Origin of the sequence: Bacillus sp. JJ1566, assembly GCF_036962685.1 — a bacterium.
In the GTDB taxonomy this organism is placed as follows: Bacteria; Bacillota; Bacilli; order Bacillales; family Bacillaceae_L; genus Ferdinandcohnia.
This window is the reverse complement of the sequence record NZ_JBALOP010000025.1, coordinates 100,096-115,070: the sequence shown is the minus strand read 5'-3', so window position 1 is coordinate 115,070 and position 14,975 is coordinate 100,096. Positions and strand designations below refer to the sequence as shown.

At 37.1% G+C, this 14,975-nt stretch carries 11 protein-coding genes; 3 read left to right on the top strand and 8 right to left on the bottom strand.

Annotated elements, in window-relative coordinates; translation table 11 throughout:
• Window positions 1-2: 2 nt before the first annotated feature.
• The 4 genes from V7112_RS11180 to V7112_RS11165 all read right to left on the bottom strand — a co-directional run bounded on the left by V7112_RS11180 (window position 3) and on the right by V7112_RS11165 (window position 6,734).
• The gene (locus V7112_RS11180; RefSeq protein ID WP_335419167.1) at window positions 3-3,683 is read right to left on the bottom strand and encodes a dynamin family protein; all 3,681 of its coding nucleotides are present in this window, start codon (window positions 3,681-3,683) and stop codon (window positions 3-5) included.
• A gap of 121 nt (window positions 3,684-3,804) precedes the next feature.
• Window positions 3,805-4,350, bottom strand: a complete 546-nt coding sequence (locus V7112_RS11175) for an isoprenylcysteine carboxyl methyltransferase family protein (protein WP_335419164.1) — start codon at window positions 4,348-4,350, stop codon at window positions 3,805-3,807.
• Between the two features lies 1 nt (window position 4,351).
• Window positions 4,352-5,440: a type III polyketide synthase gene (locus tag V7112_RS11170; RefSeq protein ID WP_335419161.1), complete on the bottom strand. Its 1,089-nt coding sequence runs from the start codon at window positions 5,438-5,440 to the stop codon at window positions 4,352-4,354.
• Between the two features lie 214 nt (window positions 5,441-5,654).
• Complete coding sequence (locus tag V7112_RS11165) at window positions 5,655-6,734, bottom strand: PRK06851 family protein (RefSeq protein ID WP_335419158.1); 1,080 nt, start codon at window positions 6,732-6,734, stop codon at window positions 5,655-5,657.
• Between the two features lie 561 nt (window positions 6,735-7,295).
• On the opposite strand from V7112_RS11165, the gene V7112_RS11160 reads away from it, so the two are divergent.
• The 3 genes from V7112_RS11160 (at window position 7,296) to V7112_RS11150 (ending at window position 9,685) form a co-directional block, all read left to right on the top strand.
• A complete protein-coding gene (locus tag V7112_RS11160) occupies window positions 7,296-7,451 on the top strand; it encodes a cytochrome c oxidase subunit 2A (RefSeq protein ID WP_335419155.1) in 156 nt (51 codons plus the stop codon).
• A gap of 111 nt (window positions 7,452-7,562) precedes the next feature.
• Window positions 7,563-8,033: a cytochrome c oxidase subunit II gene (locus tag V7112_RS11155; protein WP_335419152.1), complete on the top strand. Its 471-nt coding sequence runs from the start codon at window positions 7,563-7,565 to the stop codon at window positions 8,031-8,033.
• Window positions 8,033-9,685: a b(o/a)3-type cytochrome-c oxidase subunit 1 gene (locus V7112_RS11150; RefSeq protein WP_335419150.1), complete on the top strand. Its 1,653-nt coding sequence runs from the start codon at window positions 8,033-8,035 to the stop codon at window positions 9,683-9,685. The genes V7112_RS11155 and V7112_RS11150 overlap by 1 nt, the downstream gene beginning before the upstream one ends.
• A gap of 43 nt (window positions 9,686-9,728) precedes the next feature.
• Here V7112_RS11150 and V7112_RS11145 read toward each other — a convergent pair whose 3' ends face one another.
• From V7112_RS11145 to V7112_RS11130, 4 genes are all read right to left on the bottom strand, one after another.
• Window positions 9,729-11,249 carry a carboxypeptidase M32 gene (locus tag V7112_RS11145; RefSeq protein ID WP_335419147.1) on the bottom strand — a complete coding sequence of 507 codons (1,521 nt, stop codon included), beginning with the start codon at window positions 11,247-11,249 and terminating at the stop codon, window positions 9,729-9,731.
• Between the two features lie 16 nt (window positions 11,250-11,265).
• Window positions 11,266-13,197: an ATP-dependent DNA helicase gene (locus V7112_RS11140; RefSeq protein ID WP_335419145.1), complete on the bottom strand. Its 1,932-nt coding sequence runs from the start codon at window positions 13,195-13,197 to the stop codon at window positions 11,266-11,268.
• A gap of 235 nt (window positions 13,198-13,432) precedes the next feature.
• Entirely contained in the window at window positions 13,433-13,618 is a 186-nt protein-coding gene (locus V7112_RS11135) for a hypothetical protein (RefSeq protein ID WP_335419142.1), read from the bottom strand.
• Window positions 13,619-13,701: 83 nt separating this feature from the next.
• On the bottom strand, window positions 13,702-14,844 hold the full coding sequence (locus V7112_RS11130) for a THUMP domain-containing class I SAM-dependent RNA methyltransferase (RefSeq protein WP_335419139.1): 1,143 nt from the start codon (window positions 14,842-14,844) through the stop codon (window positions 13,702-13,704).
• Between the last annotated feature and the right edge of the window lie 131 nt (window positions 14,845-14,975).

Genomic DNA, 14,975 nt, shown 5'->3' with positions numbered 1-14,975 from the left:
AATCACCCTAAATGTTCGACGTAATAACCGATTAACGTATCGTGTACCTGCTCTAAGCTTTCAATATCAATATCTTCAGATAAGATCTTCGTAACCCCATCAAAATACTCGTGAATTTCCTGTAATGCATTTGCTTGTAGTGCTTGTAGACCTTTATTAAATTCTTGCTTATAAAAATCTACCAGGTTATCTTTGTTTTCCTCTAAATATGAGCTTACTGGTTCATCCAACAATACTTCAAGCTCATCCTGCATGTGCTTTTTCTCATTTTTCTCAAAAAATGATTTTGGATTCTTGAACATCGCAAGTGCCTTTTTATAACGTGTAGCTTCTTCATTTATAAGACCGTTCTTGAATTCAATCGATTCAAAATCTATTTCAAATGACTCTGAAATACTCATATTTGGATTGATTGATTTGATTTGTTCATTAAAAGTACCTAACTGGCCATGGAATCGCTTTGAAATAAAGGCTTCAATCCTCAATGAAGTGGCACGCATTTCTTGTGCTAAATCAAAACCGACTGATTCCAAAAATTCTGCTAAACAAGACTGTAGTGCTACTTTCAGGTCACGCCCATCATCTCTAAGTGACGACGGGTTAAAGGCCTCCTTAAACATATCTGAGACCCTTAGGAACACCCTTTGTTTAATATAAAAGGTAAGTTCCTTAATTTCCTGCTCAACGATTCCAAATGCAGCCTTGTCATCTGCACTTGAGATAACCGATTTCATTTTAACATGATGATCTTTTGCTTCTTCAAGCTTAGAACGTTTTATATCCTTATCTTCTTTAGCTGATTGAATATAGGAATCGATTATTGCCGCCGCACGCTTAATATCAACATATCCTTCATTTACCGCAACCTCTGTCAATTCATCAATGACAAAAGAATTAAAATCAGTTTCAAATTGTTTAATACCCGATGACTGAAGGATACCGAGATCCTTTTTAGATACTTTATTAAGTTTCTCAAGTAATGCTGCGCGACTCGATACCGTATATAGTCGTGGAAAACGAATTCCATAGCTCACAAGCTGCGACTCTACATACTCTTTTACATCTTCCAACTCATCCGTCGTATTCGCCAAGTCCGCCGCATTAATAACGAAGAACATTTTATCCATACTGAACGTGTCCTTGACACGGCCAAGCTGAATTAAAAACTCACGGTCCGCTTTTGAAAAAGCATGATTATAATAAGTCACAAACAGAATAGCATCGGCATTTTTGATATATTCAAAAGCAACCCCTGTGTGGCGAGCATTGATTGAATCAGCCCCCGGCGTATCTACCAAAGTAATACCTTGCTGTGTTAATGGACAATCATAATAGAGCTCAATCCATTCCACAAAGCATGCTTTCTCTTCCTTCGCGACATAATCATTAAAGCCATCCATATCTGTTGTTAAAATCTTGTCTAAATGAGCAGATATGTTTTCAAAACCAGCTACCACCGCTTTTAAGAATGAAAAATGTGGTTTTTCTTTCGCTTCAATTTTTTCGATATTGCTGATTTTAGAGTTTATCATCTCTAAACTTGCTTCAAGATTTCCCGCTTGTTCACCAAAAATGTGTAAGGAATGGTTAATATCATCTAATAATTGTTTTGTTGACTTAATTTTAACAAGTACAGTCCCATGTTTATGCTCATCTGTTGGGAAGGTAATTTTGTTAATTGTTGCGGTCGTTGGGTTTGGTGAAACAGGAAGTGCATGTTTCCCCATTAATGCATTTGCAAATGATGACTTTCCAGCACTAAACGCACCAAATAATGCAACGGTAAAATGTTTATGCTTTAAACGATATGCCTTATCCTGAATATCCTTTGCAAGCATCGAAAGACCGGTGATTGGCTTTATCAGTTCATGGGCTTTTTCTAAATGAAGAATCGCTCGGTCAGATGAACCTTTTCTTCCATTTTGCTTTTGTGCTAACTTTTTTTCAGGTTTTGAGATTTCTTCTTTTTGATTCTTTAACTCTTGCAGGATTTCTTCGGTTGAAGAAATCTCTACACGTTCGATAAATCGTGAAAGTAGATTTTCAACTGTTTCGACACGCTCAATTGTTGAATTACCCTTCATGATATCGTCAAGCATCGTTCGGATTTCAGCACGTTTTGCTTCAAATTTCTTTAATGTTTGAAACGCATCAGAATAAACCTCATATTGTTGTAACTCCTCTTTTAATTCAGTTTCATCTTTGGCGGTACTAGACTTCCTATCCTCAAGAATGTCATGTAATAAGGCAACCGCTTTTTGTTTGTATTTTCTCTTAACATAATTTCCAACATCATCTGTAAAGGTTAAGATATACTCCCCTGTTACTCGGGCACCGGGCTTGACTAAGTTTTTCAACTCCTCGGGTGACAGTTCAGTTGCTAGTTCATTTCCAGTTAGTTGTGTTGAAAGTCGTAAGCTTTCAACAAACTTCCCAACAAAGTCCTTCAAATGCCATTCTAATTGAGTGGACATTTTCTCGTTTACATCATTGAAGAAAGCTTGTAAACGTTCCTCTCGTTCTTTTTCCGTTTTATTTTTAGAAAATAATAACCCGACTTTAAAATCTGGTTGAACAGATTCAACAAAAAGTTTGGCAAGATCACGAGTTTGAAACGGCATAAGAATTGCATTTGATAAAATCGTATCGATTTCTTCCATAAACTCTGTTTCGACTTTTTCTCGTTCTTTTTTAAAGTCCGCCAATCGATGGTTCAATTCTTCAATTCGAGATGGAATTGTTTCCCGCTCGGCTACCGATAATGAACGAAGCTTTTCTTTTATAGCTTCAAGTTCCGGTGCATTTTTATCATCTAAAACCGCAATATGCTCCAGAATAATTTGTGTCGCAGAATGAAAAACGCCTTCAATTAGAAGCTGATCCTTGTTTGTAATTTTTTCATGAAGTAGCTCTTGAACTTGCTTGAACTGATTAAGCTCATTATCCGGGTCCTTTAGCGTTGTGTAAAAAATGTCTGAGTAAGCAACATTCCAGTTTTGGAATGCTTCCTCCACACCTTGTTTAAAGGATGAAAAGCTCAATTCAGATTCTTTATGTTTATCGACTTGATTTACAATTAAGTAAACCGTCTTATTTCGATCAGTCAATTCCTTTGTAAATTGAAAATTCAACTCGGATAGAACATGATTATAGTCCATCACATAAAAGAGTAAATCAGCTAAATGCAACGCCGATTCCGTTGATACGCGGTGGGCATCATCGGTTGAGTCAATCCCAGGCGTATCCATCACGATAACTTGCTCTGGCAATGTCATATTGTCATGACTGATTTCAATTGATTCGATTGCTTCCCCGTCTTTGGCATATGATTTGATCACATCATAATCATATGGTGCGGGATACTCAATGATTTTGCCATCATGATAATAGACCCGTGCGTATTCACGACCTGTTTTAACTTTTACTAAGTTTGCACTTGTTGGAATCGGGCTTGATGGTAACAGACTCTCCCCTATGAGTTCGTTGATCATGCTCGATTTCCCGGCAGAAAAATGACCTGAAAAGCCAATCATATATTCTAAATTTTTTAGTTTTTTTAGCAGCTGAATGATTTTTGAACTGCTTTCTTCGTCATTGTTTTTTTCGAAGATGTCATATAAGGAAGATAATCGTTTTTCTAGTTCTTCCTTTGTAATATGTTTAATTTGTTGTGTTTGAATCATGTCTAATCCCCTTATTGAGCAATGCATAATTGTGTATATATATATGTATTTTACTCTACACCTTTGCTTTTGACAAAGCAGAATATTAAGAAACTAAATTTCTATAAAAAAAACCAGGTATTTACCTGGTAAATCGGCTTCTTCCTATCCCCACTTGCTGATATTCCTCATGTACACTTAATGCCCGCTCTTCAGCAGGAATGCGTATTGACATCACCACAAAGTTTAGCAATGAAAAGATTATTGCGGTGATATAGGCCTGAAATATCATCGGTATTAAAATGAACTCTAGGGCAACTATTAAATAATTCGGATGCTTGAAATATTTATATGGACCCTTTGCCTGCACCTGACTCTTTGGCAAAATCATGATTTTCGTATTCCAAAACATGCCGAGAGAATGAAGGGCCCACACTCTCCCTAGCTGCGTTAATGCAAACAATAAAAATAAAACCGGATAAAAAGCTGATAGTTCTTTTCCCCGATAGCCCCCCTCAACAATGAGTGATACAAAAAACAATACATGGATGAGCACGATGTATTTATAATGGGCGTGGCCGACCTCATATCCACCTTGTGACAAAATCCATTTTTCATTTCGTCTCGCAATCCGTAGTTCAATCAGTCTTTGGGCGATTACCAATGCAATAAAAGTCCAAAATATCATCTTATTTCCTCCATTGTAAAAGGATTAATTCAGAGCTAAATCCAGGCCCCAAGGCTGTTACTAACCCAAAATCACTTTCTTCTCCCAACTGATTCTCCATAAACTCCTTTAATACATAAAGAACTGTAACCGAAGACATATTCCCCTGCCTTCGTAATACCTCCCTTGCAATGTTGGTCATCGAACTAGGAATTTTAAGTGCTGCCTCGTATGCATCCAACACTTTTTTCCCACCAGGATGAGCGATAAAATGCTTTGTATCGTTTATATCAAGCTGATTGGTATGTAAAAATTCATCTACATTTCCCTTCAACCAGGACTTTACGATGCTCGGAATATCCTTTGAAAAAATAACGTGTAGACCTGTATTTTTAATATCCCAGCCCATTACATCTTCAGAATCCGCCATCAAAGTTGATTGGGATGAAACAAAGGTTGGTAAAACATTGGTTACGGTATTATGCTCTACCTCATCCCCACAAATACAAACACATGCTATTCCATCAGCAAATAAAGAAGTCCCAATTAAGTTGCTCTTCGTGAAATCATTCTTTTGAAAGGTTAAGCTACAAAGTTCTACCGCTATAACGAGCACTATTGCTTTCGGATATGCTTTACAATAATCAAATGCCCTCGCTAAGCCAGACGCACCTCCTGCACAACCAAGCCCCCAAATGGGAATGCGCTTCGTGTGTGGTCCAAAATCCATTTTATTCATGATTCTCGCTTCAATACTCGGGGTTGAGATTCCTGAACTTGAAATAAAGAAAATCGCATCAATTTCACTTGGATTCATCTTTTTTGTTAGCAGTTTTTGATTCTCTAAACAATTGCGAATTGCTTCTTTACCGAATGTGACAGCTCTTTCAATATATGTATTGTTTTTTTCCTCAAAACTATGCTCTTTCCCATACCATTCCAAAGATTCACTGAAATATCGCTCCTCGATCTCACTGTTGGCAAATACCTTGATGAGGCGATCGATATCTGGAAAATGCTCGTAAAAGAGGTCCTTTATAAATTCAGTTGTTTTCATTTGATCAATTTTATTTGGTGGGTTGCAAATACCGACCGAAACCACTTTAGGCATGGAAAGTCACCCTTTCTTTAAAGGAAAGCTTAAGGTTACTTTTTCCAATTTTAGAATATGTATGCAAATGCGAAAAATGGGTATAAAAAAAGCCTTCCCGCTAATGGGAAAGCTCACGTTTCAAAGGAGTTGTTTTGTTGTTGTGCATTTATAGTATAACTCAAACTTTTCAAACATTCACTAGTAAAATTTTGGTTTCCAAATGACATTCCTTCTATAGTAATGTCTTCACTAGTTCCTCTCGTTTTTTGTCGATTTCTTCAAAATCCATTGCAGCTTTATAGTATTCTTCAAGCTTGTCGTGAAGTCGTTTTGCTTCACTTAAAAAGTTCGTACCGATTGTCATCTTATTTTTATATTCAAGATTTAACTCTTCTATTTCCTTTTTGAACGTGTTTTCAATTTTCGGGTCCATACATAGTGCAAACATATCGACGACTTCATCATGCTCACGAAATGGGTCGACAACATGTGGTGCCGTTCCATCAACGATTGACACGCCTAATTTTGGAATGATGATCATATCAATGCTTTTCGGATCAAAGGCACAATGAAAGTATTCGACTGATAATCCATGCTGCTCAGCATGCTTTGCAACCTTTTTCATTAATGTTGATTTACCGCTGCCCGGTCTTCCTTTTATAATATAACGTTTTTCGTAATCCTCGGTAATATTATCGATAAAATTCACCGCACCCTTTGGTGTAGCAGCCCCAAAGAATCGCTTCCGTTTTGTTGGGTGTTCTTCTGCTTCAAAAGGTTTGCTAAAAATCGTATCAATTAAAGTTTGAAGGACCTCATCAGCCTTTTTAAAGCTCATCGAAGAGACATAAATATCCTCACGCTTTAAATGAACCTTCTTTGCTTCTGCAAAGGTTTTATAGGCATTTTCAAAGTTCTTCGAGATATCATCTGTTAGTTCGATGATTTCATTCTTATATTGCTCTAAGTATCCATCATTGCGATACTGACCAAGGTCGATTACTTTCTCGACAACTCCTGGGTATCTAGGCTCTATCACGTGTGGTGCCGTGCCGTCTACAAATCCTAATTTCCGTTCGGGAATAACGATTCCATCTATAGAGTGATTATCTGAAGAACAGTGTAAGTATTCGAGATCATAGCCCTTATCCATAAATACAAGCCCGATTTTTCTCATGAAGGTGGATTTTCCTGTTCCAGGTCCTCCTTTTAAAATATACAGAGTTTCCAAGCCCTCCAATGCCTCATCATACAACGAGTAAAAACCAACACTAGAATTTGTACCTGCATAATAATTTTTCACTTTTGCCATATAAACTGTATACCTCCTTGTAGACATTCGCCTATCTTAGACTATGGCGAAGGTGCCATCTTTGTGATTAAAAATGTAAAATTTCACACCCTAGCTACGAAGGAAGATACTATCTCAGTATATCAGCCGTTTGTTTCTGCATTTTCAAAAAAACCACTATCCGAAAATAGTGATTAAGAGGTCTTCTTATCATTCTTCTGAACATTAATATCAATTTGTGTGATTACGCCATTTCCGCATTTAAAACATCTTTCTCTGTTATTTAGTAGAAGCGTATGACATCTTGAACAATAATATCTGATCATCTACACACATCCTTTTTTAATATATATATGTTTCCGCTTGCAAAGCCGTTATTAGTTTTGTCACAAATTATTCAAATGTTCCCCCACCCAAATGTGATAAAAATCACTGTTTTACTAGGTTTTCACTATTAATATAGTGATTAGATTAGGAATGAACAATTTGTGAATTGCTCAAAATCATCTAGATTTTAACAAATTGTTTTGTATGATGAAAATGTAAAAACCTTTGATAAACGCTTAAAGGGGGTCGTGAGGAATGGCAAAGACACAGCTTACAAAGACAAACCAAAAAACAAAAATTGAAGATGAAAGAACTTCCTTAAAAGGAACATTGACATCTGTACTTTTACTTGGACTTTTCTTAATTTTATCTTGGCTTGGTGTCTATTTCTTGTTCTTAGATAGATTGTAAACATTTTGTTCTACTAAGAAATCGAGGCAAGTCTTTCAATGGAATGGCTTGTATTATTTTATGAAAAAACAGACAGAAAAAGAATGTGAAAATTTGAAAGGGGAAAAAGCCATGCATCTGCATAAATTTGAAAAAATATGGCTCACTTTTGGAATCGGAATCCTTATCGTATTCCTTATAGTCGTTGGTATTGGCGCTTTTGCGATGGGCCACCAGCCAGCAAGTAGTATTAAAACAATTGATCCTGAAAAGGTAACTGAAACAGCACCATTTAATAATCCTGGACTTGTTCATATTGAAGGTAATAAATACGAGCTTAACCTTGTTGCTGAAGCATTTGCTTACACACCTAACACCATCCAAATTCCTAAAGGTGCAGAAGTAACATTTAATGTTGTCACAAAAGACGTTGTTCACGGCTTTGCAATTGCTGGTACAAACGTCAATATGATGGTTGAACCAGGTTATATCAGCAGCTATACACAGACATTTTCAAAAACTGGTGAATTCTTAGTGTTATGTAATGAATATTGTGGAGCTGGACACCACTTAATGATGTCGAAAGTTGAGGTGACTGAATAATGGCGAGTTCAATCGTTAAAGTAGACAAAAAAGATGCAAAATTAGCAATGGCACACTTTTATGTAGCCTTCACTGCTTTACTTTTAGGAGGAACTGCAGGATTACTACAGACGCTTGTCCGTTCTGGAAAATTCACATTACCTGCTGGCATTGGCTATTATCAATTATTAACAGTTCACGGAGTTTTATTAGGACTTGTACTTACTACATTTTTTATCATCGGATTCTTGTTTGCTAGCTTAAGTAAAACAGCAGGTACCTTATCACCGAAGCTGCGTTCAACTGCTTGGATTGGTTTTTGGACTATGACAATTGGTACAGCTTCAACAGCAACTACTATTCTATTAGGTGAAGCATCTGTTCTTTATACATTCTATGCTCCCCTACAAGCACATCCTTTCTTTTATATTGGACTGGCGCTTGTTGTAGTTGGTAGCTGGATTGGTGGATTTGCAATGTTTACCCATTTTGGAAAATGGAAAAAAGCAAATCCTGGTGAGGTTACACCATTATTGAGTTTCATGGCAGTTATGACAATGATTTTATGGTTAGTTGCAACTCTTGGGGTCGCTGCATCCGTACTTATTCAATTTATTCCATGGTCATTTGGTTGGGTTGAAACAATCGATGTCCTTATTAGTAGAACCTTGTTCTGGTATTTTGGTCACCCACTTGTATACTTCTGGTTATTACCAGCATATATGGCATGGTACGTTGTGATTCCAAAGGTAATCGGAGGAAAAATTTTCTCAGATGCACTTGCAAGATTATCATTTATATTGTTCTTATTATTCTCAATTCCAGTTGGATTTCACCATCAGTTAACTGAACCTGGGATTGATCCGAATTGGAAATTCTTACAGGTTGTTCTAACATTCATGGTTATTATTCCGTCATTAATGACAGCATTCTCATTGTTTGCCTCATTCGAATTATATGGAAGATCAAAAGGTGCTACAGGATTATTTGGTTGGTTTAAAAAGCTTCCTTGGGGAGATGCTCGTTTCTTTGCACCATTCGTTGGGATGTTATTCTTTATCCCTGCAGGTGCAGGAGGAATAATCAATGCTAGTCACCAGATGAACCAAGTAATTCATAATACCATTTGGGTAACAGGACACTTTCACTTAACTGCTGCAACAACTGTTGTATTAACCTTCTTTGGTATCGCCTACTGGTTAATTCCGCATTTAACTGGTCGTGTGATGACAAAAGCAATGAACAAGCTTGCAATCATTCAGACAATCGTATGGACAATTGGTATGACTTTCATGTCAACCGCTATGCACTTGCAAGGATTACTAGGAGGACCAAGACGTTCTGCGTTCTCAACATATGGAGGTTCTGAGCAAGCTGCAGAATGGATTCCTTATCAAATTGCACAAGCAATTGGTGGTTCGATTCTATTTATCGGGATTATCTTAATCCTTGTCATCTTCATCAATCTTGCATTCTTCGCACCAAAAGGGGAAACAGAATTCCCTGTTGGCGAAGTAGCAGAAGAAGCAGAAAAAACACCAATGCTTCTTGAAAACTGGAAACTTTGGGTTGGTGTATTAGTTGTATTAATCTTAATCGCTTATACAATTCCTTTTGTGGATATGATTCAAAATGCACCACCAGGAGCAAAACCGTTTAAACATTTACTATGATGAACTAAAAGAGCTGCGCAACATTCGTTGCGCAGCTCTAATTTTATAGTTTATAAATTTCACTATATTTCTCTTCTAAGTATTGGATTAAATAATTTGCGTTTAATCCCTCACCTGTTACGTCCTTGATGATTTCTAGTGGTTTCTTAAGTTTTCCATACTTATGAATATGTTCAGTTAACCATTCTCTAATAGGAAGTAAGTTCCCCTCTTCAAGTAATTCATCAAAGTTAGGAAGATCCTTTACCATCCGATTCTTAAATTGAGCCGCATACATGTATCCTAGTGCATAGGAAGGGAAATAACCAAAGCTACCACCTGCCCAGTGGACATCCTGTAATACCCCTTTTGCATCATTTTCCGGACGGATTCCTAAATACTCTTCATATTTTGCATTCCAGATTTCTGGTAGGTCCTTCACTTCAATCTCATCATTAAACAGACCCTTTTCAATTTCATAACGCACCATGATATGCAATGGATATGTTAATTCATCTGCCTCAATTCGAATGAATGATGGCTTTGACTCATTAATTGCTCGGTAAAATTCATCTACAGATACATGTTCAAACTGACCACTTGCATATTCTTTTAATAACTCAAAGTTATTTTTCCAAAGTGGCAGACTGCGTCCGATCATATTTTCATAAAATAGGGACTGGGATTCATGGATTCCCATCGAAGTTCCCCCCGCAAGGTTTGTTCCAACTAGATTTGGAGAAATATTTTGCTCATACAGTGCATGTCCACCCTCATGAATGGTCCCAAAAACAGCTGTTCTGAAATCATTTTCCACATAATTTGTCGTTACACGAACATCCCCAGGATTTAATCCAGTTGCGAACGGATGAACGGTTTCATCAAGTCGGCCTGCATCAAAGTCATATCCCATCTTCTTAAGAATTTCTAAGCTAAAAGCTCGTTGCTTTTCCTTTGGAAATTCTTTAAATAAAAATGACGTTTCCGGCTTATTTGGTGATTCAGAAATTGCTTTAACAAGTGGGACGATTTTCTCTCTCAATTGAGCAAATACTTGATCGATTACTTCCACTGTTACTCCTGGTTCATACATATCAAGTAATGTATTGTATTTATTTCCTTCATAGCCCCAATAGCCTACAAATTTCTTCGTGAAATCAACGAGTTTTTCTAAATAGGGACGGAACATTTCAAAATCAGATTTTTCTTTCGCATCCTCCCAAACGGATTCCGCTTTTGATTGCAAGATGACATATTCACGGAATTCATCAGCTGGTATCTTTTTGTTTCGTTCAAAATCCTTTTTACATTCTTCTATGACTTTCTTCGTAATTTCACTAAGATGTTTGTGTGTCTCGGGAGCTGTTAGTTCTTTTAAATAGGTTTCCATTTCAGCAGATGTAGACATCGTAAAAACTTCTGATGACAGCATTCCGATTACTTCAGAGCGTTGCTCCACTCCCTTTTTCGGAGCCCCTGTACGTAAATCCCAATACATAAGCCCAATTGCCTCATTATAGCTTGTCATCTTTTTAACTAACTCCAGAAACGCTTGCTCAGTTTGTTGAAAAAGTTGTTCTGACATTTTTCGTAATCCCCCTTTATTTTGTATCAACCTTCGTCGGTAGAACATTTTTAATGTTATCAATGATTTGATTACTCATTTTATCTTCTACAAAAATACTCACAGTTCCTGCATCCTCACTCGAGCGAATTAAACGACCAATGCCTTGTCTCAATCTTAAAAGCATATATGGAAGGTCAACCTGCTCAAATGTGTTCTGAGATCTATTTCTTTTTGCTTGAAAAACAGGGTCATTCGGAGGGAACGGTAATGACCATATAATGACGTTCGATAATGAAGGTCCTGGAATATCAAGTCCTTCCCACAATGAAACCGAACAAAGGATGCTATGTTCATCATTTTGGAACCGGGAAACAAGGCCACTGATTTCTTGATCGCCTTCAAAAAAACAAGGATATTTGTCTGTGTTATAGTTCTCTTTAAATGTTTGTAGCTCTTCCTTTGAATTAAATAACAGTAGCGCCCTGCCCTCTGATTTTTCTATTTCTTTCCATGCAAAATCAAATTTCGCTTGAAATAGATCATCGCTAGCAGTAAAGACAGGCATCTTAATCTTCATCTGATTTTCATAATCAAAAGGTGATTCAACTGAAAACGATTGATAGTTTTTTATTCCTAAACTCTTTGCAATATAATCAAATGATTTATTTTCAGATAAAGTGGCAGAAGAAAACACAAATGGAATCTCTTTCGAAAATACTTTTTCATCTAAAATGGTTTCCACTGCTTGTGGCATAATGACTAGCGTGTAGCTTTCACCATCTGCCTCAACCCATGTAATCACATCATTTTCTTCACCAAAAAGTTTTAATGAATATTCCATTTGGTCTAAATATTCATCGACAATATGTAATTCATATTGGTCAAGCGTATACGTCTCTGCCTCAAACACAAGATTATTGCCAATCTCAACAATCATATGATGAAGCTTTTTTGCATCGGCAATTAATTTTGTGGTCCGCTGGATATCCATTCGTTCAGAACCTTCAACTGTTTGACTATTTTCCCCGAGTCGTCTATAAAACTGATTATTTTGTTCAATTGTATCCTCGATTAATTGAGCAAATTCTTCTCGAATATCATTTTCTAATAGCCTTGTTAACAGACTTTCTAAAGTAGTTTCCTGAACCCGATAGGTTAATGCTTTTTGAGCAGAGAATTCTAGTAAATGGCCTTCATCAAAGACGACACAGCTACTCTCTGGTAAAAAAGGAAGCTGTCCTTCTCTTTTTCTGGCTTCCATTGTCCACACATGCTCCATATAAAAATCATGAGAACATATAATTAAATCAACAGCCTTTCGATAATGGTCTCTAGATAAGGTGAGACCACAACGATGTCTCAAATCACATGAAAAACAATCCTGAAAGCTATCCCAGGAAACATTTTTCCATTCCTCATCCGTCAAATTAGGATACGTTTTTCGGTCCCCGTAATGATGGAATGTTTGCATGGTAGAATGATTATGTACAAAATCAGGTAATTCATTGTAAACTTTTGCTATATTTTCATTTGTTGTTCGTCGTGTGGCATGGTCTAATTTTCTCAAACAAAGATACTGGTCCTGAGCCTTTGCTAGACGAACATCAATATTTAGGTCTAGTGCGTTCGCTATTTTTGCAATATCTCCTTCAGGCTTCACAAGCTGTTCAATTAAGGACTCGTCTGCACATGAGATAATGGCAGGCTTTCTCATATATCTCGCGTAACAAATCGCATACAACAGATATACAATTGTTTTCCCGGTACCTACACCGGCTTCTGCAAACACAATTGATTTTTCCTTAAAGGCCTTTTCAAGCTGAAATGCCATATAAATTTGCTCATCGCGAAGTTCAAAGCCTTTTTCCGGAAGGGTGTCGTAAAAGACATCGCCAATCCACTCATTTAATTTATCAAAGAAATTTTCATTTCTGGATATTTGAAAGGGTAACCTTTCTCCAATCATATGTAAAACCCCCAAAACCAACAAGATCAAATGCGCTTTGGCGTATTTGTGCTCAGATTTTATCGAGCATGCTCGAAACTTTCCTTTGAAAATCTGTGGCATCCGCCGGAGGCTTAACATTATTCAGCCGCTGAATAATGTTAAACCAATTTTTAATTATCTCCTAGTCAATAGGTGAAGTCAATAACGAAACAAAAGAAAAACCCGCCTAAGCGAGTTTCCTTATATGATTCGTTCATTCATTTTTATATCGTAAAAAATCAACATCAATTGCAGTTGAATGAGACATCGCATGAAGTAGGTCGTTTTTTGCTTGAGCTATGGATTTTAGTGGATCCAGTTCTTCCCCTATCTCATTTTGGAGAACCCTATATGTATCATTCAAAGCATCTTGTATTTTTTTAAAATCTAGGTAATTCATCGTCCATTCACTCCTGGAAATTTTGTAGACACCAATAGAGTATATGAACTTTTGAATTAAACTATACATGAATTGCTGCAACTTTAACGATTGCGTGGTGGTCTTTTTCCCCAATACTGATAATAGTCGGTTCGAATAAATCCGTTAAACAACTTACGTTTTTTCGTTGCAGGCTTGCCGTATAATTGTTCAAATTCCGGATGTGAGGTTAGCATATAGACTGACCATGTATCATACGGACGAAGGGCTTCCCCCATCCCACGATACATTTCTTCAACAGCCTTTTTTTCACCAAGTCTTTCCCCATATGGAGGATTTCCGACGATTACACCGTATTCCTTTGTTGTTGTAAAATCCCGAACCTGCATTTGTTTAAACTGAATCAGGTCTGAAAAACCTGCTTCCTCAGCATTATTTTTGGCTATTTGGATCATTCGATGGTCAATATCAAAGCCGCTAATATCAAGAGGCTGATTATATTTGGCTAAATCCTCTACCTCTTGGCGTGCTTCATTCCATCGTTTTTTACCAATCCACTCCCAATCCTCAGATACGAAATCACGATTAAAACCAGGAGCAATGTTTTGCCCGATTAACGCAGCTTCTATTGGAATCGTACCTGAGCCACAAAATGGATCTACAAACGATTTCTCTGGTGACCAGTTCGTTAACATGACTAAGGTCGCAGCAAGTGTTTCTTTTAATGGAGCCTCCCCTTGATCGAGACGATATCCCCGTTTATGCAACCCGACTCCACTGCAGTCGATTGTTAATGTTGCGACGTCCTTAAGCAAGGCTACTTCAATGCGGTAAAATGGACCTGTTTCCTCGAACCAGCCGGATGTTTTGCGGTAATGTTTTTTTAGACTGTCAACAACTGCCTTTTTTACGATGCTTTGGCAATCTGAGACACTAAAGAGCTTTGATTTTACTGATTTTCCGATGACAGGAAACTCTGCATTTTCTGGAATAAGGTCGCCCCAATTTAGAGCTTTCGTTTTTTCGAATAACTCATCAAAGGTTGTTGCCTTAAATTCTCCAACTTTTAACTTGATACGATCTGCAGTTCTTAGCCATAAATTACTGCGGCAGATGGCTTGTTCATCAGCGTCAAATATAACCTTTCCATTTTCGACAGTGCATTCATAGCCTAAATCCCGTACTTCTTTTGCAACAATGGATTCAATCCCCATTGCCGCTGTAGCAATAAGTGTTACTTTTCCCATTCACGTTCACCCTAACTATGTACATTCATTTATAGTAAAAGAATAAAGAATCTAATGTTGTAAAGCAAGATTTGCTTCTAAGTAAATGATGTAAGCATACAAAAAGCTCTTCATCATGAAGAGCTTTGCTT

Excerpts from the sequence above, each read along its gene's own strand:
- V7112_RS11180 (WP_335419167.1), bottom strand. The coding sequence starts at position 3,683 with ATGATTCAAACACAACAAATTAAACATATTACAAAGGAAGAACTAGAA.
- V7112_RS11175 (WP_335419164.1), bottom strand. The coding sequence starts at position 4,350 with ATGATATTTTGGACTTTTATTGCATTGGTAATCGCCCAAAGACTGATT.
- V7112_RS11170 (WP_335419161.1), bottom strand. The coding sequence starts at position 5,440 with ATGCCTAAAGTGGTTTCGGTCGGTATTTGCAACCCACCAAATAAAATT.
- V7112_RS11165 (WP_335419158.1), bottom strand. The coding sequence starts at position 6,734 with ATGGCAAAAGTGAAAAATTATTATGCAGGTACAAATTCTAGTGTTGGT.
- V7112_RS11160 (WP_335419155.1), top strand. The coding sequence starts at position 7,296 with ATGGCAAAGACACAGCTTACAAAGACAAACCAAAAAACAAAAATTGAA.
- V7112_RS11155 (WP_335419152.1), top strand. The coding sequence starts at position 7,563 with ATGCATCTGCATAAATTTGAAAAAATATGGCTCACTTTTGGAATCGGA.
- V7112_RS11150 (WP_335419150.1), top strand. The coding sequence starts at position 8,033 with ATGGCGAGTTCAATCGTTAAAGTAGACAAAAAAGATGCAAAATTAGCA.
- V7112_RS11145 (WP_335419147.1), bottom strand. The coding sequence starts at position 11,249 with ATGTCAGAACAACTTTTTCAACAAACTGAGCAAGCGTTTCTGGAGTTA.
- V7112_RS11140 (WP_335419145.1), bottom strand. The coding sequence starts at position 13,197 with ATGATTGGAGAAAGGTTACCCTTTCAAATATCCAGAAATGAAAATTTC.
- V7112_RS11135 (WP_335419142.1), bottom strand. The coding sequence starts at position 13,618 with ATGAATTACCTAGATTTTAAAAAAATACAAGATGCTTTGAATGATACA.
- V7112_RS11130 (WP_335419139.1), bottom strand. The coding sequence starts at position 14,844 with ATGGGAAAAGTAACACTTATTGCTACAGCGGCAATGGGGATTGAATCC.